The organism is Polaromonas sp. P1_F6 (assembly GCF_056405695.1).
In genome coordinates, this window is record NZ_JBFUBQ010000010.1 from 1 (window position 1) to 23,241 (window position 23,241).

Below are 23,241 nucleotides of genomic sequence, written 5' to 3' on the forward strand. Positions count from 1 at the left end.
CGATGATGTAAGGCACGCCCACCTGGCGGGCCAGCAGGATGTGCTCGCGGGTCTGGGGCATGGGGCCGTCAGCGGCGGAGCAAACCAGAATAGCGCCGTCCATCTGGGCGGCGCCGGTGATCATGTTCTTCACATAGTCGGCGTGGCCTGGGCAGTCGACGTGGGCGTAGTGGCGGTTGGCCGTTTCGTACTCGACGTGGGCGGTGTTGATCGTGATGCCGCGCGCTTTTTCTTCGGGCGCCGCGTCAATTTGGTCGTAGCCCTTGGCTTCGCCGCCGAACTTGGATGCCAGAACGGTCGTGATCGCCGCCGTCAGCGTCGTCTTGCCATGGTCCACGTGGCCAATCGTGCCTACGTTGACGTGCGGCTTGGTCCGCTCAAATTTACCTTTTGCCATTTTTCTCTCCAGATAAAGAACTTGCCCGTGTACGGTTTAACGTCTGCACTGTATTGCTGATTCACTTCGCACGGGCACGAAGTGGCACACAATCGCAGACAAGGAAAAATGCTGCCGGCTCCACAGGAGCCGGCAGCGAACGTTACTTACTTGGCGCGCGAAGCCATGATGGCTTCCGACACATTGCGCGGAGCTTCAGAGTAGTGCTTGAACTCCATGGAGTACGTTGCACGGCCCTGCGACATCGAACGCAGCGTGGTCGAATAACCGAACATTTCAGACAGCGGCACTTCTGCCTTGATGGCCTTGCCGCCACCAACCATGTCTTCCATGCCCTGCACCATGCCGCGGCGTGAGGACAGATCGCCCATCACGTTGCCGGCGTAGTCTTCAGGCGTTTCCACTTCCACGGCCATCATGGGCTCCAGGATCACGGGGCTGGCCTTGCGGCAGCCTTCCTTGAAACCGAAGATGGCAGCCATCTTGAAGGCCAGTTCGTTCGAGTCCACATCGTGGTACGAACCGAAGTGCAGCGTGACTTTGACGTCAACCACCGGATAACCTGCCAGCACGCCGGACGTGACGGCTTCGTTGATGCCCTTTTCCACTGCGGGGATGTATTCGCGAGGAACCACACCGCCCTTGATGGCGTCAACGAATTCGATGCCCTTGCCGGCTTCGTTCGGCTCAATCTTGAGCACAACGTGACCGTATTGGCCTTTACCGCCGGACTGGCGCACGAACTTGCCTTCAGCGTCTTCCACCGTTTTACGGATGGTTTCGCGGTAAGCCACCTGCGGCTTGCCGACGTTGGCTTCCACGCCGAATTCGCGCTTCATGCGGTCAACAATAATTTCCAGATGCAGCTCGCCCATACCGGCGATCAGGGTCTGGCCGGACTCTTCGTCGGTCTTGACGCGGAAAGAAGGATCTTCCTGAGCCAGACGTTGCAACGCGATACCCATTTTTTCCTGGTCGGCCTTGGTCTTGGGTTCCACAGCCTGCGTAATCACAGGCTCAGGGAACACCATGCGCTCGAGCATGACGATGGCATCGGGATCGCACAGGGTTTCGCCCGTGGTCACGTCTTTGAGGCCCACGCAGGCGGCGATGTCGCCGGCGCGGATTTCGCTGACTTCTTCGCGGTTGTTCGCGTGCATCTGCACGATACGGCCGATACGCTCTTTCTTGCCCTTGATCGGGTTGTAAACGCTGTCGCCCTTTTTCAGGACGCCAGAGTAAACGCGCACGAAGGTGAGCTGGCCCACAAACGGGTCAGTCATCAGCTTGAATGCCAGCGCAGAGAATTTCTCTTCGTCGTCAGCCTTGCGGGTGACAGGCGCTTCATCTTCGTCCATGCCCTTGACGGGCGGAATGTCGATCGGCGACGGCATGAATTCAATCACGGCGTCCAGCATGCGCTGCACGCCCTTGTTCTTGAAGGCAGAGCCGCAGTACATCGGCTGGATTTCGCTGGCGATGGTACGCGTGCGGATGCCCAGCTTGATTTCAGCTTCGGTCAAGTCACCTTCTTCAAGGTATTTGTTCATCAGCTCTTCAGACGACTCGGCGGCAGCTTCGACCATCTTCTCGCGCCATTCCTTGGCCAGCTCGACGAGCTCGGCGGGGATATCGCTGTAGGTGAACTTCATGCCTTGCGAGGCCTCATCCCAGATGATGGCCTTCATTTTCAGCAGGTCGACCACGCCGGTGAAGCTTTCTTCAGCGCCGATGGGGATCACCATGGGCACAGGACTGGCCTTCAGGCGCAGCTTCATCTGCTCGACGACCTTGAAGAAGTTCGCGCCGGTGCGGTCCATCTTGTTGACGAACGCAAGGCGGGGAACTTTGTACTTGTTGGCCTGGCGCCAGACGGTTTCAGACTGGGGCTGAACGCCACCCACGGCGCAGTACACCATGCAGGCGCCGTCAAGCACGCGCATGGAGCGCTCGACTTCAATCGTGAAGTCCACGTGGCCCGGGGTGTCGATGATGTTGATGCGGTGCTCAGGCAGGGACGTGTCCATGCCCTTCCAGAAGCAGGTGGTGGCAGCCGAAGTAATCGTGATGCCGCGCTCCTGCTCTTGCTCCATCCAGTCCATGGTGGCAGCGCCGTCGTGAACTTCACCAATCTTGTGGTTCACGCCGGTGTAAAAAAGGATCCGCTCGGTGGTGGTGGTCTTGCCGGCATCAATGTGCGCGGAAATGCCGATGTTGCGGTATTGTGAAATGGGGGTAGCGCGGGACATAAATTACTTTCAGTTCGGGGTTACGAACAAAGACTCGTTGAAGGACTGCCCGCAGTCCGGGCATCCTTCATTTCTTCTACGCGTCTGCTGGCCGGGAAGGGTGTTGTGCACCACACCCGGCTGGCAGAAATTGGGGTTGAACGGCCGGCAATCAAGGCACCCAGCACCTTGAAACCAACCAGCAACCCGTCAATTCAGCGCAGCAATTACTGCAATCGAAAATTAGAAGCGGAAGTGGCTGAACGCCTTGTTGGCTTCTGCCATGCGGTGAACTTCGTCACGCTTTTTCATGGCGCCGCCGCGGCCTTCGGTCGCTTCCATCAGCTCATTGGCCAGACGCAAAGACATGGACTTCTCGCCACGCTTCTTGGCGGCCTCTTTGAGCCAGCGCATGGCCAGAGCCATACGGCGGACAGGACGCACTTCAACCGGCACCTGGTAGTTGGCGCCGCCGACGCGGCGCGATTTCACTTCAACCATGGGCTTGATGTTGCCGATGGCCATGTGGAAAGCCTCAAGCGGATCTTTGCCGGGGTTCTTTTTCTCGATAAAGTCGAGCGCGCCATAAATGATGCGCTCTGCGACGGCCTTCTTGCCGCCTTGCATGATCACGTTCATGAACTTGGCGAGATCAACATCGCCAAATTTTGGATCAGGAAGAATTTCACGTTTAGGGACTTCGCGACGACGTGGCATTTTTTCACCTCTTTGCTTCAGTTGGCATTGCTTTTGGCAACACCGCGAGAGTTATCAAAACCCTCACTTACTCGACCGGTGCAACTATTTGCACTTGGGTCACTTCGTTTCAGACACCTGCCAGGGCGAGTGAAACACCTTGTTTTGAAGGAACTATCACAGACTTCTGTGACAACTTCTTCTGGCGCGAGCTCTCAGTGAAGAGAAAAACCCGAGCCGGCTTGGCTTATTTGGCCTTTGGCTTCTTCGCACCGTACTTGGAACGCGACTGCTTGCGGTCTTTCACGCCTTGCAAGTCGAGCGAGCCACGGACGATGTGGTAACGCACACCGGGCAAGTCCTTGACACGACCGCCGCGAACCAGCACCACGCTGTGTTCCTGCAGGTTGTGGCCTTCGCCGCCGATGTAGGAAATGATTTCAAAACCGTTGGTCAGGCGCACTTTGGCAACCTTACGCAGAGCGGAATTGGGCTTTTTAGGCGTCGTGGTGTACACACGGGTGCACACACCGCGGCGCTGCGGAGAATTTTCCATCGCAGGGCTCTTGGACTTGATCTTTTCGACCTCGCGCCCCTGACGGACTAACTGATTAATGGTTGGCATTGAAAACGTCCCTAAACGTCTGAAAACTAATTTACCGTGTTGATACGGCCACAAATATTTCCCGCCACGAAAGCGGAAAAGCCTTCTAGTATAAACCGGATAGGGGAATCCCTCAAGCAGAACGCGCGGCCAGGACGCATGAAGGAGCTGACAACAGGTAATCCGGCGCCCAAAGTGGGGATGTTAGTACCCACTCCCACCGAATTTGATGGCACCCAGGAGGCGTTTGATTCGCGAAGAGCCGCTTTGGGGGGCAGGCTTCTGCATTCCCGGCCAAAGCGCGGGGAGAAAAAAGGTCACGGCAAGGGCTGTGCAAGCGACGGCCGGCCGTAGCGGCGGGGAGCGCGGCCTTAGCCACGCCACCCACCGCGTGTTCGTCTTATTTAATCCACAGCCGGATGGCGTCCCAAGCACGGCCCAGGATGCCGGCCTCGCCCACCGCTTCCAGCGCCACGAGCGGCACTTCGGCCACCGGGGCGGGGTTGTCGCCCAAGGTGACCTTCAGCGTGCCAACAGCCTGGCCCTTGGCAAACGGCGCCACCAACGGGTCGGGCCGCGCCACCTGGGTTTTGACTTTGGCAGCACTACCGGCAGCGATGGCCACCACGATGGCCTGCGGACGGCCCAGCTTCACGGTCGAGGAGGTCCCTTTCCAGACCGACGGAGTGACCACGGCCTGGCCAGCGTCGAACAGCTTCACGGCTTCATAGGCCGTGTAGCCCCAGTTCAGCAGTTTTTGTGATTCATTGGCGCGTGCGCTGTCGCTGACGGTGCCCAGCACGATGGCCAGCAACCGGCGCCCGCCCGGCGCACCGGCAGCACCCAAATTGGGAAAGTCGCGCTTTGCCGTGGCGATCATGCAATAGCCGGCGGCGTCGGTATGGCCGGTTTTCAGGCCGTCCACCGTCGGGTCGCGGAACAGCAGGGTATTGCGGTTGGTGTCGTTGGCCGCCGGTGTGCCGGGATAGCGGTATTTCTTGATCGCCGAATAGCCGATGTAATCAGGGAAGTCCTGCATCAACCGGGTGGACAGGATGCTCAGGTCACGGGCGGTGGTCGTGTGGCCGGGCTCGGTCAGGCCTTCCGGGTTTTTATAGGACGTGGACTTCATGCCCAGCGCCTTGGCCTGCTCGTTCATGAGGCGGACAAAGTTTTCGGCCGAGCCGCCCACGCCTTCGGCGAGCGCCATGGTGGCGTCATTGCCGGACTGCACCACCATGCCCTTGATCAGGTCTTCCACGGGCACCTGCATCTTCGGGTCGATGAACATGCGCGAACCCGGCATCTTCCAGGCCCGCTGGCTGACGGGGAAGGTCTGCTTCAGGTCGATTTTTTTGGATTTGAGTGCATCGAACACCAGGTATTCGGTCATCAGCTTGGTCAGGGATGCCGGCTCCACCGGGGAATCGATGTCCTTGGCGGCCAGGATCTGGTTGGCGGTGATATCCAGCAGCAAATAGGAGCGTGCGGCGATTTCGGGCGCTTGCGGGACCTGGGCATGCGCCACGGGCAACGCCGCGGAGAAAGCCAGGAACACGGTGGCGGCAAAAGCGCGCAGGCTGGGGGCGGCGCGGAGGGCCTTGAGTGAAGCTTGCATCAGTAGGGGTTCAGTGAAATTCGGTGAAGGAGTAAGGGTCAGGGAGCGCCTGGCAAACAGCATCAGGCGGAGGGCGAAGACAGGTGGCGAACCACGAGGTTTTTCAGCAGGGGCAATTGTCCATGAAAGAAATGGCTTCCCCCCGGCACAACGGTAACAGGCAGTGCCTGCGGCCGGGCCCAGTCCAGCACGGCAGACAACAGCACCGTATCGTCCTGCTCACCATGCACGACCAGGGTTTTCAGGTGGGCGGCTTCGTCAATCGGCGCAGCAGGCGCGCGGCTCACGCTGGTGCCGACCAGCACCAGCTTTTCAATGGTGCGGGCGGCGCTGAGGCGCTCAAAGGCGTGGGTGGTGACAAAGGCGCCGAACGAAAACCCGGCCAATGCCAGCACCTGGCCGCTGCTGGCCGGCGCCGAATGTTCCACCACGGCCAGCAGGTCTTCGAGCTCGCCCCGGCCTTCGTCATGGCTGCCGGCGCTGCCACCCACACCACGGAAGTTGAACCGGACGGCCGTCCATCCGCATTGCACAAAGGCCCGGGCCAGCGTCTGCACCACCTTGTTGTCCATGGTGCCCGCAAACAGCGGGTGCGGGTGCGCAATGACCGCCACGCCGCGCGGGTCGCCAGCGGGAAGGTCTACGGCAATTTCAAGCGCGCCGGCTGGGCCCTGGATGATCGATTTGCGGGTCTGCGAATTCACGGTGACGGATCCATTCAAACAGGTTGCTATCAAATAAGGAGCTACTCGCGCACGTCCCTATTGGGTTGGAAGGCAAAAAATGCAAACTTCCGGACGCTGCAGCCGCCCCCGACCTACCGCCCGACGTGCGCGGGCACCAGCAGGCGCTCGACGACTTTGCCGTTTTTCAGGTGCGACTCGACAATTTCATCAATGTCGCTGGCGTCGACATAGGTGTACCAGACCGCTTCGGGGTAGACCACGGCCACAGGGCCGGCTGCGCAGCGGTCCAGGCAGCCGGCCTTGTTGACCCTGACCTTGCCCGGCCCGGCCAGCCCCGCGGCTTTCACCTGCGATTTGCAGCGGTCAAAGCCCTCCTGCGCCCGGTGATCAGCGCAGCAGTCTTCGCCATTGGCGCGCTGGTTCAGGCAAAAGAAGACATGGCGTTCGTAATAGGAATTTTGTTCAGGCATGGTGTGACTTTAGTGGATGTGTACCGGAGAAGGTTCCCRCATTGCCCCCGGGGATCAAGGTGCCTCAACGACCAGCGCCGTGGCTTTTTTCACCAGTGGAAGCACCAGCAGCAGCACCGGGAATGCAACGACCCAGGAAAGCGCCCATGCGCCCAGCCAGATGCGCAGGACCCCGGGCGCGATACCGACGCCCTTGAGCGTGCTGATGATCGACACGATGCAGGTCATCAACACGGAAAGCAGCAAGGGTGTGACCCAGCGCGCGCTGCGGGCGGGGAGTTTTGTGAAACTGAAAAGGGTGCGCGATGAAGATTTCGAAGAGTTCATACAGGGTTCCATAAGCCGTCCAGTCAAGGCGCCTTTCCGGCAGCCAATGGCATGCCGGAAACACAACCCCGGCATGGCCGGCGGTAGTAGGCGCGTTGATTGACGTAAACGCTTACGGCAACTCTTGAGGGAGATCGCAGGCGAATATTAGCAGACGCGAATCACTGGCGCGCATCAACGCGCGGCTCGCGGCCTGAAAGCCGCACCAGCACATACAGCAGGGCTGCGTACGGCCACAGCCAGCCCAGCCACTGCACCAGGCCGTGAAAGCGGATAAAGCGGCCCTGCTCCCAGGTTTGCAGGGTCTGTGCGAAATACGGGTCGGCGGGCGCCTGGTTGAGCAGCCCCAGGTGAACCGTGAGCGCCAACAGTGCCAGCGCCGCTGCGCCCCGGCGCGGCACAGGCAGCAAGAGCGCCGCCACCACAACGGCAAACCCGACACCCGCTTGCACCGGCAGGTCCAGCCAGGCCCAGGCGTGGTCCGGGCCGTAGCTCAGCGCGGCCGACAGCGCCGATGCGGCAATGCCGACCGCGATGATGGCCGCCGAAAACGCCGCACGCTGCCAGAGTGTGCGGATCACGCAATAGCCGAGCAGGCAGGGAATCAGCGCACCCAGCGCCACGCATAGCAATTCGGCAATCGGCACCAGTGGCTGCAGCTCCATGTCGCGCACCGGCATCCATTCGAGGAAAGGCGTGTCGGTCAGCACCTCGGCAAGCGCCGACTCCAGACGCTCGAACACCTGCCCCAGCCCCAGGGGCACGGAGGCAGGAAACAGCAACGCGGGCGGCCAGAGCATCAGCAACACCAACGCACCCCGCGCATCCTGCGCGAACCAGCGCGCCCGAAAGCGGCTCCAGCGATCGACGATGCCGGTTTTTTCCAGCGCCCACGCACAGCACGCGCCCAGCCATGCGCCGGTGGTGTTGAGCGCCAGATCGACATTGGAGGGAATGCGCGAAGGCAGGTAACTTTGCAGCGTTTCCATTGCCAGCGACAGCAGCGCGCTGACCAGCACCGCCACCGTCACAGCCCAGGAAACGCGCCGGCTGCGCAGTGCCGACAGCGCCAGCAGGAAACCCAGCGGCGCGTAGCCCAACAGGTTGGCGCCCACGTCAAAACCGGTCCAGTACTGCGGCAGAGGCGCCGCCAGAAATCTGAAGGGCGAAATGCCCTGGTCGCGCCAGTCGGCAAAGGGATAGAGGCTGGCGTAAACAATCAGGCAGATGGTGGCCACCGCCAGCGGCCACGCGGTTGTCTTGTGAACACCCCTATCGTTCTCACTACGCTTCGCTTCGTGTAGTGCCTTTTCCCCTTGCAGGGGACGACGCCTAGCGTCCGGCAAAGCCGGCCCGCTTGCATCTGCTGGGTTGGGGGGCTTGTTCACTGCTGGGCCCGGTGATCCTAGAAGGGCTTGACCACTACGAGGATGACTGCGGTCAATAGCAGCAGCACCGGCACCTCGTTAAACCAACGAAACCACTTGTGGCTGCGAGTGTTGCGGTTGGCGACGAACTTGCCCAGCAGGCGGCCGCAGGCGTGGTGGTAGCCGATCACCAGCACCACAACGGCAAGCTTGGCGTGCATCCAGCCGTTGCCGGGCCCGCGGCCTATGCCGTAACCCAGGTACAGCCACAGGCCAAAGCCCAACGCAGGCACGGCCAGGATGGTGGTGAAACGCATGAGTTTGCGTGCCATCAATATGAGCCGCTCGCGCTCAGCCACGCTTTCCGGCGGCACCATGGCCAGGTTCACAAAAATGCGCGGCAGGTAAAACAGCCCGGCAAACCAGCTGGCGATGAAAACGATGTGGAGTGATTTGACCCAGAGCATAAGGAAGTGTAGCCCCCACGCTCCCCCACTTCGTGTGGGTCGCTGCCCCCCGAGGGGGCGCTGCGCCTGCGGCCCGGCAAAGCCGGTTCCGCGGCCCCGGCTGGTCTAAGACCTATCCATCCGCTAATGCCCCAAGCGTCACCTTTAGCGGGCAAAAAAATGCCCGGGGCATAAGCCACCGGGCTGGTAAGCCTTTTTGCTGTCACACGCAAAGGCCCCGCTCAGGGAGGAAAAGCGGGATGCAGTTGCCAAATTGGTAACCACACGTAGCAATTCTAACCACGCTGGCTGCGCATTGGCAATGATTTCATAAGTTAACTAAGTAATTCCATGTAAAGCCTGCCACCTCCGAAATGGCGCGGCACCAAGCATGTCTCCATATATATATATAGATAGCAGATGACGCCCGGCCAAATACTTTCAGGCCTTGATCAACCTTTGGCACAATTTGCGCATGACACAGCACGCCTCCAACTTCGCGCCCTTCCCCGCCGGGCGCCCACGGCGCCTGCGCCGTGATGCCTTCACCCGCAACCTGGTACGTGAACACGCACTTACCCCGCACGACCTCATTTATCCCGTCTTTGTGGTGGACGGCCAGCAGCAGCGCCAGGCGGTGGCCTCCATGCCCGGCGTCGAAAGGCTGAGCCTTGACCTGCTGCTGCCGGTGGCGGAAGAGTGCGTGAAGCTGGGCATCCCGGTGATGGCCTTGTTCCCCGTGGTGGACGCCTCGCTCAAAACCTACGACGGCGTCGAGGCCACCAATCCCGATGGCCTGATCCCGCGGGTGGTGCGGGCACTGAAAAAGCACTTTCCCGACCTGGGCGTAATGACCGACGTGGCGCTGGACCCCTTCACCACGCATGGGCAGGACGGGCTGCCGGATGAAAACGGTTACATCCTCAACGAAGAGACGGTGGCCATGCTGGTGCGGCAGGCGCTTTGCCAGGCCGAAGCCGGCGTGGACATGGTCGCGCCCAGCGACATGATGGATGGCCGCATTGGCGCCATCCGCCAGGCACTGGAGGCCAAAAAGCTGATCCACACCCGCATCATGGCCTACAGCGCCAAATACGCGAGCGCGTTTTACGGCCCGTTCCGCGATGCGGTCGGTTCGGCCAACAACCTGGGCAAGGCCGACAAAAAGGCCTACCAGATGGACCCGGGCAACAGCGACGAAGCGCTGCGCGAAGTGGCCATGGACATCGCCGAAGGCGCCGACATGGTGATGGTCAAACCCGGCATGCCCTACCTGGACGTGGTGCGCCGCGTGAAAGACGAATTCGGCGTGCCCACCTTCGCCTACCAGGTCAGCGGCGAATACGCGATGATCAAAGCAGCCGCGCAAAACGGCTGGCTGGACCACGACGCCGTGATGATGGAAAGCCTGCTGGCCTTCAAGCGTGCGGGCGCAGATGGCGTGCTGACGTATTTCGCCATCGACGCTGCCCGCAAGCTGCGGCAAGGCTGAACCGGGCGGCAGGTGTTGCGCACTAACTGCTATCAAAATCATAGCTGCTTGCGCCCGTCCTGCTTGCTCGAAATGCCGATTTAACACCTCAAAACAAGGCTAAACAGGGCTTTCATGCGCGTTTTCACCATCGCTTCCGGCACCCAGGGCATCACCGAGACGGACACCCTGCCGGCCCAGTTGCCGGCGCAGGGATTTGTCTGGATTGCCTGTGCCCGCCGCGAGTTCGAGGTGATGCAGGCGCAGATCCAGGCTGCGCTGCAAACGCTGTGCGGCACCCAGCTGGTCGACCTGCATGTGGCCGACCTGCTGAACAACCAGCTCCCCTCGCACTACGACTACACCTCGCAGTACGACATCCTGGTGTTCCGCCGCCTGGCGGCCGGGCAAAGCGAAACCGACCTCAGCCAGCCCGGCGAACCGCTGCATGAGCGCATGAAACGCAGCGGCCCGCCGGTCCTCAAGCGCATCGATACCAGCCCGGTCGGCTTTGCCGTGTTTGACAAGGTGGTGCTGACGGTGCACCCCGCCGACTGCGCGGTGCGCGATGCCTATGCGACCCGCCTGCTCAATGCGACCACGGCCGAGTCGCGCTCCAGCGGCGTCAAGCTGCCCGCCAGCCCCGCCGACCTGATGCTGCGCATCGTCAACCAGATGGTGGACGGCTACCTCGAGCTGCGGCGCGAGCTCACGCGCCAGCTCGACCACTGGCAGTCCGAACTGCTGCGGCCCGGCACGCGCTTTACCAACTGGAGCTCGGTGCTCGATGCGCGGCTGGCCATGCACCACCTCGATGAGATTTGCGAAGACCAGCGGGCTGCGCTGCAGGACTGGATTGATTCGATTGAAACCTGGCCCGAAGGCGGAACACCCGCCGCAGTGCGCGAGCGCGAGCTGCTCAAGATCCGCTCACGCGACGTGCTCGAGCACATCGAGCGTGTGGTGCACCATGTGCGCCGCATGGAGCAAAGCGCCGAAACCGCGGTACAGATGCATTTCTCGGCGCAAAGCAACCGCACCAACGACATCATGCGCACGCTGACGGCGCTCACCGCCATCTTCCTGCCGCTGAACCTGATCACCGGGTTCTTCGGCATGAACTTCGAGTTCATGCCCTTTCTTCACGCGTCCACCGGTTTCTGGTGGACCTTCGGGTTCATGGTCCTGATCGTCGTGGTGGTCGCCACGGTGTTCTGGCGCAAGCAGTACCTGGCCAGGACGCGCCGCTGACACGGCGCCCGGGTGCGCTTGCCGTCCGGCTCAAGCTTGCGGCGGCGTCTGACGCTTCTGTCTGGTGCATCTTTGACAATACGGCCAATGGCGCCGCAGTGCCTGATGCGCTGCGTCTCAGCCGGGAGTTGGCACGGCGCTGATCCGGCACCCCCGAAAAGGATGTCCCATGAGCAATCAAGCAGGCAAGAAGGCGCTGAACGGCAATACAACCTGCGCCGATGACCTGACGCGCGAAAATGTCGAAGCCATGCGGCGCGTGGAAGAAACGGCACTGGCCAACCGGAGCCGGGCCGACCGCATCGCCGCCTTTGTCGCCGGTTTTTGCGGCTCCATGCCTTTTGTCTGGATGCACGTGGCTGCGTTTGCGTTATGGATCAGCTTCAATTCATGGCCGGGGCTGGCGCATTTCGACCCCTACCCCTTTACCTTCCTGACCTTGATGGTGTCACTGGAAGCCATCTTCCTGTCCTCCTTCATCCTGATCAGCCAGAACTATGAATTGCGCATCAGCGACAGGCGCAACCAGCTGGACCTTCAGATCAACCTGCTGACCGAGCAGGAAAACACCAAGATGATCCAGATCCTGGAGCGCATCGCCAAAAAGGTAGGCGCCAACATCGAGGGCGACCCGGACATTCCCATCCTCAAGGAAAACACCGACCCCGAAAAGCTGGTCGCCCAGATCGAGCAGGCGCAGCGCGACAACCCGCCTGCGGCGAAAGGTTAGAGACTCAGACCCAAGGCTGGGCGAGCCCTTCGGCGTGGAAGGCCTTGATCACGGCAGGCCGCGCCAGCGCACGCTGCAGGTAAGGGCCGAGGTGGGGCCGGTTGCGTGCCGGCGACGACGCAAAGTTGCGAGTCCAGCGGCACAGCGTCAGCGCATAAATATCTACCGCCGAATACGTCGCACCCAACAGCCAGGGTTGGTCATGGATTTTCTCCAGCCTTGCCAGCTCCGCGTCCAGCTGGTCCAGCATCAGGCCGACTTTGGCTTCGGCATGCGACTTCAACTCGGCTACGCCGGCGTCGTTGCCGGGGTTCATCCAGCGGTCGGTGTAGAAATAAATGATCAGCGCCGACTGCATGGTGTTGGTCAGCCAGATCAACCATTTGTAGAAATGCGCGCGTTCGGTGGTGCCGACGGATGGGGCCAGACCGGCCTCGGGATGCGCATCGCACAGGTGCAGGCAGATCGCGGCGGTTTCATACAACACCAGGTCACCGTCGACCAGCGTCGGGATCAGGCCGTTGGGGTTGAGCTTGCGGTAAGCCTCCGACCGGTGCGCGCCGGTGCTGGTGTCGACGAGGACTTTTTCAAACGGCACGCCCAGTTCCTGGAGCAGGATGTGAGGCGCCATGGCGGCAGAGCTGGGAGAGAAATGAAGCTGGTACATCTGGCGTATTTTGCCGCACGCTCCTCCCCGATCTGCAAGCGAGGTGCCGCGGGACTGGCTTTGCCAGACCGCAGGCGCCGCCCCCTCGAGGGGGGAACAGGCTACACGCAGTGAGCCTGGACGGGGGTGGTTTTTCTACAGACCGTAGATACCGGCCGCATTGCCCCAAGCGATCTTGCGGGCCACGTCGGCTGGCAAATCACCCAACCAGCTGCGGTAACCCTTCATGAGCTCGTCGTAATACAGCCAGCGCTGGTTGACCCAGGTGTCGGRACCGATCATGAAGCGGCCTGGGTACTTGAGCAGCAGCTTGCGCCACTCCGCACACAGCTTTCCGCCTTCGCAGGTCAGGCCGGGGCGATAGGACAGCTCACCCATCAACTGCGGGTATTTGCCCAGCAGCGCATCAACGCGTGCCACAGGTGCGCCGCCTATGCCGGTGTGCGCCCAGATGAGCCGCGCATCTGGTGCGTGGGCCATCAACAAGTCGATCGCCGTGTCGTCTACGTGTGAGAGCACTGCCAGCTTGTTCTTCGCAGCGAACTGCATGAGCTTTTTGGCCACCGGGCCGTTGGCATTGGCGCTGTCGTACAAATGAAATTCGCCGATGCCCTTGTACGGGCCGGCCTGGTCACCCGTGACGCCGCGGGCAAACTCGGCCTGCACCATTTCGTAAATGGACTCGTCGCGAAACCAGTTGTCATAGTCGGCGCGGTTACGGTACAGGCGGATAAACGGGACCACGGTAACGCCGGCCTTGCGCGTTTCCGGCATGGCAGCCAGCGACTTCGTGCCGTCGTTGGGCCGGGAGTTGGCGACGATGGCTTTGACGCCATTGCGCTTCATGCGCGCAAGAACATCAGCTGGCGCGTGTGGACCGCTGTTTCCGTTCCAAGCCTCTTCGTTGTAATGCAGGTGCGTGTCAAACAACGGGCCGGCGTAGTCGGCCGCTCGGGCAACCGTCGAAAACGCTATCAAAACGATAGCTGCTTGCGCACATCCGCAAAGGGCTACAACCCAAAAAGGCTTGAATCCGGGGGCAGGGCGCACGGTCAGGCCAGTTTGGCGGCAAGGAACGCCAGCGAACGTTCGCGTGCCAGCTTCGCCGCCGCTTCGTTGTAGGAGCCGCGCTGGTCGCAGTTGAAACCGTGGTTGGCCTGGTACACATGCACCTCGACTTCCGGGTGCGCCTTGCGGAAGGCTTCAACGCCTTCCATCGGAATCCAGTGGTCCTGGTCGCCGAAATGGGCCATGACCGGGCACTGGGGCTGGCGCTCGATTTCTTCCTCGGCCGTGATGCCGCCGCCGTAGTAGGGAACGGCCGCCGATAAGCCCTTGAGCAGGCTGGCCGCACGCCAGGTCAAGAGGCCGCCCCAGCAAAACCCGATGATGCCGACCTTGCCGCCACCGGCCTTGGCCGCGTGGTCAATCGCCGCCTGGATGTCTTGCAGCACACCGGCGCCCGGCAGCGCGCTGACAGCGGTTTTCAGCTCGAAGCCGATCTTCATGTCCGCCTCGCTGTAACCCATGTCGACGCCGGGCTTGACGCGCTCGAACGTGGCGGGTGCCACTGCCAGGTAGCCTTCCGCCGCAAAGCGGTCCGCCACACCGCGGATGTGCGAGTTGACGCCGAAAATTTCCTGGACGACGACGATGCCGCCGCGCGGCTTGCCTTCCGGTTGCGCCACATAAGCCGGCACGACGAAGCCGTCGGCGGCGGTGAGATTGGTGAATTGGCCCATGAGATGGATGCTCCTTTGAATTGGTTGATCGGTATGAATGAAGGGCGAACTGGAGGGGAAACGGCCAGCGGTTTATGCCCCGGCCTTAAGCTTGCGCTCCACGAAATCGAGCCGGTCCTGGCCCCAGAACAGTTCGCCGTCGATGACATAACTGGGCGCGCCGAACACGCCGGCGTCGATCGCCTGCTGGGTATTGGCTTCATAGCGCTCCTGCACGGCCTGGCTGAAGGATTGTTCCAGCCGCGCCGCGTCCAGCCCACATTCGGCCAGCAGCTCGGCCAACACTTTTTCGTCGGCAATATGGCGCTCGCGCACCCACACGGCGCTGAAGATGGCGCCGCCGATTTTCATCGCGGCTTCGGTGCCGTCGTGCAGGTTCACCGCGATGATGAGGCGCGAGGCCTCATCGCCGGACACCGGGAAATACTTGGGCTTGAGGTTCAGCGGCGCATGCAGGTAGTCTGAATAGCGCTGCAATTCCAGCAGGCGGTAAGCCTGGCGCTGTGGCGCGCGCTGGGCCAGCGGCAGCCCGCCCGAGATGGGAAACACCTTGCCGCCCAGATCGATAGGCAACACATTCACGGTAGCGCCCGCCGCACGGGCGATCTGCGCAAAGCGTTCGTGGCCCAGATAAGTCCATGGGCTTTGCGGCGTAAAGTAATAATCCACAACGGTGCTCATGATCGTCTCCGGTTTTTGGGGCCTGTTCAAGTACATTGACCCGATGCAATCCCCGTTTTTACCCGGGATTGCCATTTTCTGCAGGAGGTCCGGTTTGTCAAAAGTTGTTTTGATCACAGGCGGCTCGCGCGGCATAGGCGCCGCAAGCGCCCTGCTCGCGGCGCGCCAGGGTTGGGTGGTGGCCGTCAACTACACCAGCAACTCGCTGGCAGCCGACGAAGTGGTGCGGCAAATCCGCCAGGGCGGCGGCCAGGCCATCACGGTTCAGGCCGACGTGGCCGACGAGGCGCAGGTGCTTGCCATGTTTGAAAAAGTGGATGCCAAGCTCGGCCGGCTGGACGGCCTCGTCAACAATGCCGGCGTGGTCGACCGCACCAGCCGCGTTGACGCCATGACGCTGGACAGGGTGCGGCGCATGTTCGAGATCAATGTGTTCGGCTCGTTCCTCTGCGCACGCGAAGCCGTCAAACGCATGAGCACGCGCTACGGCGGTACGGGCGGCGCCATCGTCAACGTCTCGAGCGCCGCAGCGCGGCTGGGCGGGCCTGGCCAGTACGTGGACTACGCAGCCGCCAAGGGCGCCATCGACACCTTCACGGTCGGGCTGGCCAAGGAAGTGGCCACCGAAGGCATTCGTGTGAACGGCGTGCGCCCGGGCATCATCGACACCGACATTCACGCTTCGGGCGGCTTGCCCGACCGGGCCCGTGAACTGGCGCCGCTGGTGCCGATGCAGCGGCCGGGTACCGCCGGCGAAGTGGCGGAGTCGATCGTCTGGCTGCTCGGCGACAATGCGAGCTATACAACAGGTGCACTGCTTGATGTCGCCGGAGGGAGGTAGTGCCCCCACGTTCGCTCACTGCGTGTAGCTCTCTGCCCCCCGAGGGGGCGCTGCGCCTGCGGCCCGGTGAAGCCGGTTCCGCAGCTCCTGCTGGAATTTGTTGGGCAGACCGCTTTTGGGCTTGCCACTTGAATTGCCTCTAAGGAAAAACGATGGATTTCAAACCGCTTGTCACGCTGCTGGCCATCGTCAACCCGCTGGCCATCGTGCCGTTTTTTATCCACTACACGCAGGGCTTCTCCGACGAGCAGCGCCGCCGCACCATCCTGGTGGCAGCCTTTTCGGCTTTTGTCGTTATCGCCATCAGCGCGCTGTTGGGCCTGCAGATCCTCGACTTCTTCAGTATCTCGCTGGCGAGCTTCCAGGTCGGCGGCGGCATGCTGCTGCTGATCAGCTCGATGAACATGCTGAATGCGCAACCGGCCGAAGCCAAACCCCTGACCAATGAAATGGAAGACGGTGCAGAGAAGGCCGCGCGCGGCGCCAGCATCGCGGTGGTGCCGCTCACCATTCCGCTGTTGACCGGCCCGGCCACCATGTCGACGGTAGTGATTTACGCCGAAAAGGCACAGACGGCCCTGCAGGTTGCCGCGCTGGTCGGCTACGGTGTGGTGATTGCGCTGGTGACTGCCATCAGCTTTTCGCTGGCCGAGCCGATTGCCCGCGTGCTGGGCAAGACCGGTATCAACGTGATGACGCGGCTGATGGGTCTGATCCTCGCTGCATTGGCCGTTGAGGTGATGGCCGGCGGCCTCGGCAAGTTGTTCCCCATTCTGCGAAGCTAATGGAGCCCCCACGTTCGCTCACTGCGTGTAGCTCTCTGCCCCCCGAGGGGGCGCTGCGCCTGCGGCCCGGCAAAGCCGGTTCCGCGGCCCCTGCTGAAACGTACAGCAAAGCCCGGTGGGGCCAATGACCAGTGCGCGCATCCTGCTGGTGGAAGACGACCCGGCGATTGCCCGGTCCATCATCTACACGCTGGAGCGCGACGGCCTCAGCGTGACACACAGCCTGCTGCTGGGCGATGCGCGCCGCCAGCTTGCGCTCCAACTGCCCGACGCCGTGATCCTGGATGTCGGCTTGCCCGACGGCAGCGGTTTCGATCTGTGCCGCGAACTGCGCGCTGCTGGCAGCCTGCCGGTGCTGATGCTGAGCGCGCAGGGCGAGGAGATCGACCGTGTGCTCGGGTTGGAACTGGGCGCCGACGACTATGTGAGCAAACCCTTCAGTCCGCGCGAGTTGCTGGCGCGCGTGCGCAGCCTGCTCAGGCGCGCGCGCATGCCTGCCCCCGCAGCGGCGCCGGCTGGCGCCAGTCCTTTCGTGATTGACACCGCGGGCCAACGCGCAAACCTGCACGGCCTCCCACTCAACCTGACGCGCCGCGAATTCGGCCTGTTGGCCGAGCTGCTGCGTCATCGCGAACGCATCCGTTCGCGTGATGAGTTGCTCACTGCGGTTTGGGGCACGGATTCGGACAGCACAGACCGCACCGTAGACACTCACATCAAAACCCTGCGCGCCAAGCTGCAGGAAGCAGCGCCGGAGCATGACTACATCGTCACACACCGCGGCATGGGTTACTCCCTGGATATCAACCGCACCAAAGGCAGCTGACATGCGCCTGGGCATACGGCTGCTGTTCGGTTTTTTTCTGGTCACGGGCCTTGCGGCTTTTTTTGTGCTGCGCGTCTTCATGGCCGAAGTCAAGCCCAGCGTGCGCGAGGTTATGGAAGACATGATGGTGGACACAGCCAACATCCTGGCCGAACTGGCCAGCGACGACCTCTCGGCCGGCGCCATCGCCAACGGACGCTTCGCCGGCCACGTGCGCAACTATGCGCAGCGGCCGATTGACGCGCAGATCTGGGGCCTGTCCAAGCAGTCGCTGGACTTCCGGGTGTACGTGACCGACGCCGCCGGCAAGGTGGTGTTTGACTCGGAGAACGCGGCAACCGGCCAGGACTATTCGCGCTGGCGCGATGTGGCCCGCACGCTGCGCGGCGAGTACGGTGCGCGCGCCACCCGTGAAGTGCAGCAGGACGATCGAAGCTCCGTGATGTACGTTGCCGCGCCGGTGCAGCAGGACGGCAAAATCATCGGCGTACTGACCGTCGCCAAACCGATGTCCACCATCCAGGCCTTCATCGACCGGGCTGAACGGAAGATTTTCCTAAGCGGCCTGCTGTTGCTGGTGTTGTCGCTGGCCATCGGTGTGGCCGTGACGCTGTGGGTGGTGTGGAGCATTCGCAAGCTGCGCCGCTATGCCAACGCCGTCGGCCAGGGCGAGAAACCCGCGGTTCCGCAGATACCGGGCGAGCTTGGCGATCTGGCCATGGCAGTCGATGCCATGCGCCTGAAGCTGGAGGGCCACGAGTACATAGAAGATTACGTGCGCGCCCTGACCCATGAGCTCAAGAGCCCGCTCGCCGCGATCCGCAGCGCAGGCGAGCTCTTGCAGGACGAGCTTCCCGAACACGCGCGCCGCGAGTTTTCGGGGCAGGTACTGGCCCAGTCCGGCCGCATGCAGGCGCTGGTGGACCGCATGCTCGAGCTGACGAAGCTGGAGCAGCGCCATGCACAGGTAGAGCGCGAGCGCCTTGCGTGGGCCGGCTTCCTCCAGTCTTTTGAGCTGGAGACCGGCGCCGGCCGGACCCAGCATGCGATCAAAGTCGTAATCCGTCCGGAACATGCCGGCGTGCATGCGGAGCCCGGCCTCCTGGGCCTGGCGCTGAGCAACCTGCTGGAAAACGCGCGCTCGTTCGCACCCGAGGGCTCTGCGATCACCCTGGAAGCGGGGCCAGACTTCATCGTCGTGCAAGACACCGGACCCGGCGTGGCGGACTACGCCCTGCCCCGCCTGGGCGAGCGCTTTTTCTCGACCGTGCGGCCCGACGGACACACCAAAGGCTCGGGCCTGGGGCTGGCCATCGTGCGGCAGATCATGCTGCTGCACGGCGGGCGCATGGTGGTGCGCAACACGCAGCCCGGGCTGCGGGTCGAGCTGCATTTCTAACCGCGGCGCGCGCATCACGCGGCCACCTTTGCCGGTTCAGGTTTGACCGGTTCAGCCTGTTTGAACCGTGCGTACCAATCCACCTGCCGCGTCAGCATCATGATGGCCGCGAGCACGGCGAACAAGGCCACTGCACCCAGCAGCAAGGCTGTTTGCTCCATCCGCAGCAGCACAAACAGCATGCCGTACAGCGTGGCGATGCCCAGGCCAAAAGGCAGGCCGCGCGACCAGCGTCCCAGCATATGGCTGGCGTAATAGGTCAGCAGCAGCACACAGGCGGCAGCGGCAATCGCATAAGCAGTTTCAAAGGGCATGTGCTCCGAAAGGCTCACAAGCAACAGGAAAAACATGCTCATGGCCGCACCCACCAGCAGGTACTGGATCGGGTGCACGCGCAGTGACTTCATGAACTCAAACAGCCCCACGGCCAAAAAAGTCAGGCCGATGAACAGCAGACCGTATTTGGTAGCCCGGTCGCTGAGCGCATAGGTGTTGGAGGGGTCGACAAAGGTCACGCTGAAGGCTTCGACGCAAGAGGCGTTGGCCGATCCATCGGCATAGTTCGGGCAGACGCCCCTGCGCTTGCCGGGGTCCTGTTGCGTCACCTCCTGCTGCGCCGTGCTGGCCAGCGAGCTGACACGCCAGCTGGCTTCAAAACCCTGGTCCGTCACTTTGCGGTCCACCGGGAGAAACTGCCCGCCAAAACTCGGGTGCGGCCAGTTGGACGTGAGCTGTACCCGGGTGTCGCCGCCCAGCGGCACGACTGAAATGCTTTCGGTGCCGACCAGTTCCAGTGCCAGCTGCGCCTGCAGCGGCGCCATGCCCATCATGGCCATGGACAGCGGCGCATGCACGCCGCGCGGGTAGCTGCCGTAGAAGGTGCCGGGCTTGAGCGCCAGCACCTGCTCGCCGATCTTGACGCTGGCATGGCGTATGCCGCGCGAATCGGACACCGCCATCATCAAGAGCGGCTGGCCGCAGTTCATGCGTGAGCCGGCATGTTCGGCCAAGGGCTTCAGCGCTGCGGTGTCGGTCCATTCGGCCACGATGTCGGCCTTGAGATTAAAGGCCTGCGTCGCATGCAGGCCGCGGGCGCGCGCCTCGAGTTTGCTGCCGCCCTTGACGATCAACGAAGCCGGCGCGGCCACCAGGGTGAACTCGCGCCGCTCGGTTTGCACTTTCTTGTCCTCATACTTGACGTCCCACTCCTCGGTGCAGGCCCGGTGGATCAGCGGGCCGGTCAGCGTCTGCGGGCCGGCCAGGCTCTGCGCCACGCTCTGGATGGCAATCTGCCGGTAGGTCTGGCGGTCGTGCACCACGCCGCTGATCTGGAACAGCGCGAGGACCAGCAAAACCACCACCAGGGCCAGCGCGAAGAATTTTTGTTTCATGACTTCCTTTCGTTTGAACAACGAAGGGAAGTGTGCAAATCCTGTGTGAGGGCAGGATGAGCTGCGGGCCGCGTGTGTGAAGTCAATGTGAAGCCCCCACGCTTTTCACTTCGTGTAATGCGCTGCCCCCCGAGGGGGCCGCCCGCCCTACGGCCCGGCAAAGCCGGTTCCGGGGCTCATGCTGGCTCGAAGAATTCAGTGGCGTAACCAACGGGGTATTTACCAGCGGGCAGCCGCGGAACCGGCTTTGCCGGGCCGCAGGCGCCGTCCCCTGCAAGGGGAAAAGGGTTACACGGAGTGAGCTCGATAGGGGTGTGCCGATTTTCCGGCTTCGCCGGCCCCAGGCGCCGCCCCTCGGGGGGGAACAGGCTACACGCAGTGAGCCTGGACGGGGGGTCTACTTCTTGCGAAGCAACTTTACTAGCTGGTTGCTGGTGTTGCGCAGGCGCTGCGCCATCATCTGCGTGATCTTGACCAGCAGCTTGGCGCCCACGCCGGGGTGGTCGCGAATCAGCAAGGCAATTTCATGGCGCCCCCAGACGCCGGCCTCGACGGGTTCGATGGCGGTGCAGGTGGCATAGCGCGGCTCGCTGTCGAGCATGGACATGTCGCCTATTGCCGCGCCGCTGCGCACCACGGCCACGCGCGAGACGATCGGTTCCGCGCCGGATTCGGCCTGCGCCGCTTCGGCGGCTGATTCCAGTCGTTTGGTGACATCGACCGTACCCTTGAGGATCAGCATCATCCAGTCGCCGGCTTCGCCTTCGCGGATCATCACCTGCCCCGGGTCGGCGCGAACCAGCAACATGGACGCTCCCAGGATGTCGGCTTCAGCAGGCGTGAAGTCCTGTAGCAGTTGCGAATTCTGCAGCAGGTCGGGGCCGTAAGCGCTCAGCTGCTCGCAGCAGCCGAACACATGCAGCCCGGCGGCATCCAGTTGTTCTTCCAGCGTTTTCATGGCACAAGGCGTTTCAGCGCGCGGGGGTTTGCTGCAGCCATTGGTCCAGTTCCTCGATGGCGGCGTCGGTGGCTGCCGTGAGGGCACGGACGCCGCCGGGAGCGTCGTTGCTGGGCGCAGGACGCTGCACGATGACATTGCGCTGGCCGACCAGCTTTTCGCCCGCGGGCGTCACCTCGACCAGCGTGGCGCGCAGGCGGATCAGGCCGACGCTCGTGTTGGGCGCGCTGAAGAAGTGGCTGAATTCTTCCAGGTCCAGGCGCAGCAGCAGCGGCAATACCGCGTTCTGGCTGCGGTTGAGGGCCACACTGGAACCGGCGCTGAACACGGCGCGGCGCTGGCCAAGCTGTTCGCGCAGGCGCTGGCGCACCAGCTGCGCAGGCGGCATGCTCCAGCGCGCCTGCGAGTACGGCCGCAGCTGCTGCGCGTCGGTATACGCCAGGCGGTACAGCACCGCCATATTGTCGAGCGCGCCGCCAGAGGTGGAGATGTCGTCAAGCGCCAGCGGCGGCAACGGCGCCTGCCGCGTGCTGGGCTGAACAGCCAGGAGGCCGGGGCCGAAGTCATACATGGTGGCGCGCGTGGGCTTGTCGGGCAGGCCCGAGCAGCCGCCGACCGCCAGCGCCATGAATATCAATGAAAAAATGCCGACAGCCCTTTCCAGATAAGCGCGAGCAGCTATTAAATTCATAGCGGATGGGCAGATTGCGAGAAAATCGAATGTCATTTTTTCTCTCCGTTGGCAGAAAAACCGGGCTCGCCCGGACCGGGCACCGGTGGACCGTTGCCGAAAATCAGTGACTGCGGGTTGTCATCCACCGCGCTGACGGTGCGGCGCAACTGGCGCATCGCGCGGGCGGTTTCGTCAGCCACTTCGCCCAGCTTGGGCAAGGTGCCGGCGCTGAAGGTCTCCACCCCCGAGGCCAGCGCGGCGCCGCCCTCGGACAGTTTGTCGAGCGGCCCGCCCTTTTCACTCAGGCGCGTGGCGGTAGCGCTGACGTCGTCGGCAGCCGTCCTGACGGATTTCAGCGTAGCCGTGGCATCGCGCGACAGGCCCGGCAGGCTCGCCACCGTAGGCTCAAGGCCTTTGGCCACACGGTTGATGCCGCTGGCCGCTTCGCCGAGTTGCGTGATGGCGGAAGTCACTGCCGCCTGGTTCTCGTCGGACAGCAGTTTGTTCAAACGCGTGCTGGCTTCTTCGACCTGGTTGAAGATCACCTCGCTTTGCTTGAGCAGCTTGTCCAGCCCACCTGGTTTGAGCGGAATGCGCGGCGGGTCGTCGTCGTTCACCACCAGCCGCTCGGCGGACTTTCCGTCATCGTCGAGCTGGATGAAACCCAGCCCCGTGACACCTTGCGATGCCACTGTGGCAAAAGTGGATTTGGTGACCGGCGCGGTGCGGTCGATCGAGACACGGATCAGCACATTGCCCTTGACCTTGGTGTCAAATCCGATGACCTCGACCTTGCCGACCGGCACGCCGCGAAACCGCACCGTGGCCTGCGGCTGCAGGCCCGAAACAGTTTCGCTGGTGCTCATGTCGTAAAGGTCGCGCTGGGTGTTGTCGCGCGTCAGCCAGATCGCCAGCAGGGCCAGCAGGGCGGTCACCACCAGTACAAATGCGCCGGCGGCCATGGCATGGGCTTTGTTTTCCATATCG

Annotated in this window: 25 protein-coding genes; 7 read left to right on the forward strand and 18 right to left on the reverse strand. The window is 62.6% G+C overall.

Features of this window, described 5'->3' with window-relative positions; genetic code table 11:
* The 10 genes from AC1DY9_RS20775 to AC1DY9_RS20820 form a co-directional block, all read right to left on the reverse strand.
* The coding region (locus AC1DY9_RS20775) for a GTP-binding protein (RefSeq protein ID WP_477667543.1) at positions 1-397 on the reverse strand (397 nt) is incomplete at its 3' end.
* 146 nt (positions 398-543) lie between these two features.
* Positions 544-2,646: an elongation factor G gene (gene fusA, locus AC1DY9_RS20780; RefSeq protein ID WP_457281667.1), complete on the reverse strand. Its 2,103-nt coding sequence runs from the start codon at positions 2,644-2,646 to the stop codon at positions 544-546.
* 222 nt (positions 2,647-2,868) lie between these two features.
* The gene (gene rpsG / locus AC1DY9_RS20785; RefSeq protein ID WP_011481226.1) at positions 2,869-3,342 is read right to left on the reverse strand and encodes a 30S ribosomal protein S7; all 474 of its coding nucleotides are present in this window, start codon (positions 3,340-3,342) and stop codon (positions 2,869-2,871) included.
* Between the two features lie 226 nt (positions 3,343-3,568).
* The gene (rpsL, locus tag AC1DY9_RS20790; protein WP_092130055.1) at positions 3,569-3,946 is read right to left on the reverse strand and encodes a 30S ribosomal protein S12; all 378 of its coding nucleotides are present in this window, start codon (positions 3,944-3,946) and stop codon (positions 3,569-3,571) included.
* A gap of 379 nt (positions 3,947-4,325) precedes the next feature.
* On the reverse strand, positions 4,326-5,543 hold the full coding sequence (locus tag AC1DY9_RS20795; RefSeq protein ID WP_477667544.1) for a D-alanyl-D-alanine carboxypeptidase family protein: 1,218 nt from the start codon (positions 5,541-5,543) through the stop codon (positions 4,326-4,328).
* A 62-nt stretch (positions 5,544-5,605) separates the two neighbouring features.
* Positions 5,606-6,247: an alpha/beta hydrolase gene (locus AC1DY9_RS20800; RefSeq protein WP_457281669.1), complete on the reverse strand. Its 642-nt coding sequence runs from the start codon at positions 6,245-6,247 to the stop codon at positions 5,606-5,608.
* Positions 6,248-6,360: 113 nt separating this feature from the next.
* Positions 6,361-6,699 (reverse strand): (2Fe-2S) ferredoxin domain-containing protein, encoded by a 339-nt coding sequence (locus AC1DY9_RS20805; protein ID WP_457281670.1) that lies wholly within the window; start codon positions 6,697-6,699, stop codon positions 6,361-6,363.
* A gap of 54 nt (positions 6,700-6,753) precedes the next feature.
* A complete protein-coding gene (locus tag AC1DY9_RS20810; RefSeq protein ID WP_457281671.1) occupies positions 6,754-7,026 on the reverse strand; it encodes a DUF2798 domain-containing protein in 273 nt (90 codons plus the stop codon).
* A 161-nt stretch (positions 7,027-7,187) separates the two neighbouring features.
* A complete protein-coding gene (locus tag AC1DY9_RS20815; RefSeq protein WP_477667545.1) occupies positions 7,188-8,264 on the reverse strand; it encodes a VanZ family protein in 1,077 nt (358 codons plus the stop codon).
* A gap of 167 nt (positions 8,265-8,431) precedes the next feature.
* On the reverse strand, positions 8,432-8,860 hold the full coding sequence (locus AC1DY9_RS20820) for a CopD family protein (protein WP_477667546.1): 429 nt from the start codon (positions 8,858-8,860) through the stop codon (positions 8,432-8,434).
* A gap of 454 nt (positions 8,861-9,314) precedes the next feature.
* Between AC1DY9_RS20820 and hemB the strand changes: the two genes are divergently transcribed.
* From hemB to AC1DY9_RS20835, 3 genes are all read left to right on the forward strand, one after another.
* Positions 9,315-10,331, forward strand: a complete 1,017-nt coding sequence (gene hemB / locus AC1DY9_RS20825) for a porphobilinogen synthase (protein ID WP_457281674.1) — start codon at positions 9,315-9,317, stop codon at positions 10,329-10,331.
* A gap of 114 nt (positions 10,332-10,445) precedes the next feature.
* A complete protein-coding gene (locus AC1DY9_RS20830) occupies positions 10,446-11,561 on the forward strand; it encodes a magnesium transporter CorA family protein (RefSeq protein ID WP_477667547.1) in 1,116 nt (371 codons plus the stop codon).
* Between the two features lie 169 nt (positions 11,562-11,730).
* Positions 11,731-12,291, forward strand: a complete 561-nt coding sequence (locus AC1DY9_RS20835; protein ID WP_457281676.1) for a DUF1003 domain-containing protein — start codon at positions 11,731-11,733, stop codon at positions 12,289-12,291.
* A 4-nt stretch (positions 12,292-12,295) separates the two neighbouring features.
* Here the strand turns inward: AC1DY9_RS20835 and AC1DY9_RS20840 are convergent, their stop codons facing one another.
* The 4 genes from AC1DY9_RS20840 to AC1DY9_RS20855 form a co-directional block, all read right to left on the reverse strand.
* Entirely contained in the window at positions 12,296-12,958 is a 663-nt protein-coding gene (locus tag AC1DY9_RS20840; RefSeq protein ID WP_477667548.1) for a glutathione S-transferase family protein, read from the reverse strand.
* A gap of 135 nt (positions 12,959-13,093) precedes the next feature.
* Positions 13,094-13,942, reverse strand: a complete 849-nt coding sequence (locus AC1DY9_RS20845) for an amidohydrolase family protein (RefSeq protein WP_477667591.1) — start codon at positions 13,940-13,942, stop codon at positions 13,094-13,096.
* Positions 13,943-14,010: 68 nt separating this feature from the next.
* Positions 14,011-14,700 (reverse strand): dienelactone hydrolase family protein, encoded by a 690-nt coding sequence (locus tag AC1DY9_RS20850; protein WP_457281678.1) that lies wholly within the window; start codon positions 14,698-14,700, stop codon positions 14,011-14,013.
* Positions 14,701-14,772: 72 nt separating this feature from the next.
* Positions 14,773-15,381 (reverse strand): 2-hydroxychromene-2-carboxylate isomerase, encoded by a 609-nt coding sequence (locus tag AC1DY9_RS20855; protein WP_457281679.1) that lies wholly within the window; start codon positions 15,379-15,381, stop codon positions 14,773-14,775.
* A gap of 94 nt (positions 15,382-15,475) precedes the next feature.
* Between AC1DY9_RS20855 and AC1DY9_RS20860 the strand changes: the two genes are divergently transcribed.
* The 4 genes from AC1DY9_RS20860 to creC all read left to right on the forward strand — a co-directional run bounded on the left by AC1DY9_RS20860 (position 15,476) and on the right by creC (position 19,232).
* The gene (locus tag AC1DY9_RS20860; RefSeq protein ID WP_457281680.1) at positions 15,476-16,222 is read left to right on the forward strand and encodes an SDR family oxidoreductase; all 747 of its coding nucleotides are present in this window, start codon (positions 15,476-15,478) and stop codon (positions 16,220-16,222) included.
* A gap of 152 nt (positions 16,223-16,374) precedes the next feature.
* The gene (locus tag AC1DY9_RS20865; RefSeq protein ID WP_457281681.1) at positions 16,375-17,007 is read left to right on the forward strand and encodes a MarC family protein; all 633 of its coding nucleotides are present in this window, start codon (positions 16,375-16,377) and stop codon (positions 17,005-17,007) included.
* A 124-nt stretch (positions 17,008-17,131) separates the two neighbouring features.
* The gene (gene creB, locus AC1DY9_RS20870) at positions 17,132-17,833 is read left to right on the forward strand and encodes a two-component system response regulator CreB (RefSeq protein ID WP_477667549.1); all 702 of its coding nucleotides are present in this window, start codon (positions 17,132-17,134) and stop codon (positions 17,831-17,833) included.
* A gap of 1 nt (position 17,834) precedes the next feature.
* Positions 17,835-19,232 carry a two-component system sensor histidine kinase CreC gene (gene creC / locus AC1DY9_RS20875; protein ID WP_457281683.1) on the forward strand — a complete coding sequence of 466 codons (1,398 nt, stop codon included), beginning with the start codon at positions 17,835-17,837 and terminating at the stop codon, positions 19,230-19,232.
* A gap of 14 nt (positions 19,233-19,246) precedes the next feature.
* Here creC and creD read toward each other — a convergent pair whose 3' ends face one another.
* The 4 genes from creD to AC1DY9_RS20895 all read right to left on the reverse strand — a co-directional run bounded on the left by creD (position 19,247) and on the right by AC1DY9_RS20895 (position 23,237).
* Positions 19,247-20,623: a cell envelope integrity protein CreD gene (creD, locus tag AC1DY9_RS20880; protein ID WP_477667550.1), complete on the reverse strand. Its 1,377-nt coding sequence runs from the start codon at positions 20,621-20,623 to the stop codon at positions 19,247-19,249.
* Positions 20,624-21,020: 397 nt separating this feature from the next.
* Positions 21,021-21,581: a Crp/Fnr family transcriptional regulator gene (locus AC1DY9_RS20885; RefSeq protein WP_457281685.1), complete on the reverse strand. Its 561-nt coding sequence runs from the start codon at positions 21,579-21,581 to the stop codon at positions 21,021-21,023.
* Between the two features lie 13 nt (positions 21,582-21,594).
* The gene (locus AC1DY9_RS20890) at positions 21,595-22,308 is read right to left on the reverse strand and encodes an ABC-type transport auxiliary lipoprotein family protein (protein ID WP_457281686.1); all 714 of its coding nucleotides are present in this window, start codon (positions 22,306-22,308) and stop codon (positions 21,595-21,597) included.
* Complete coding sequence (locus AC1DY9_RS20895) at positions 22,305-23,237, reverse strand: MlaD family protein (protein WP_457281687.1); 933 nt, start codon at positions 23,235-23,237, stop codon at positions 22,305-22,307. The genes AC1DY9_RS20890 and AC1DY9_RS20895 overlap by 4 nt, the downstream gene beginning before the upstream one ends.
* Between the last annotated feature and the right edge of the window lie 4 nt (positions 23,238-23,241).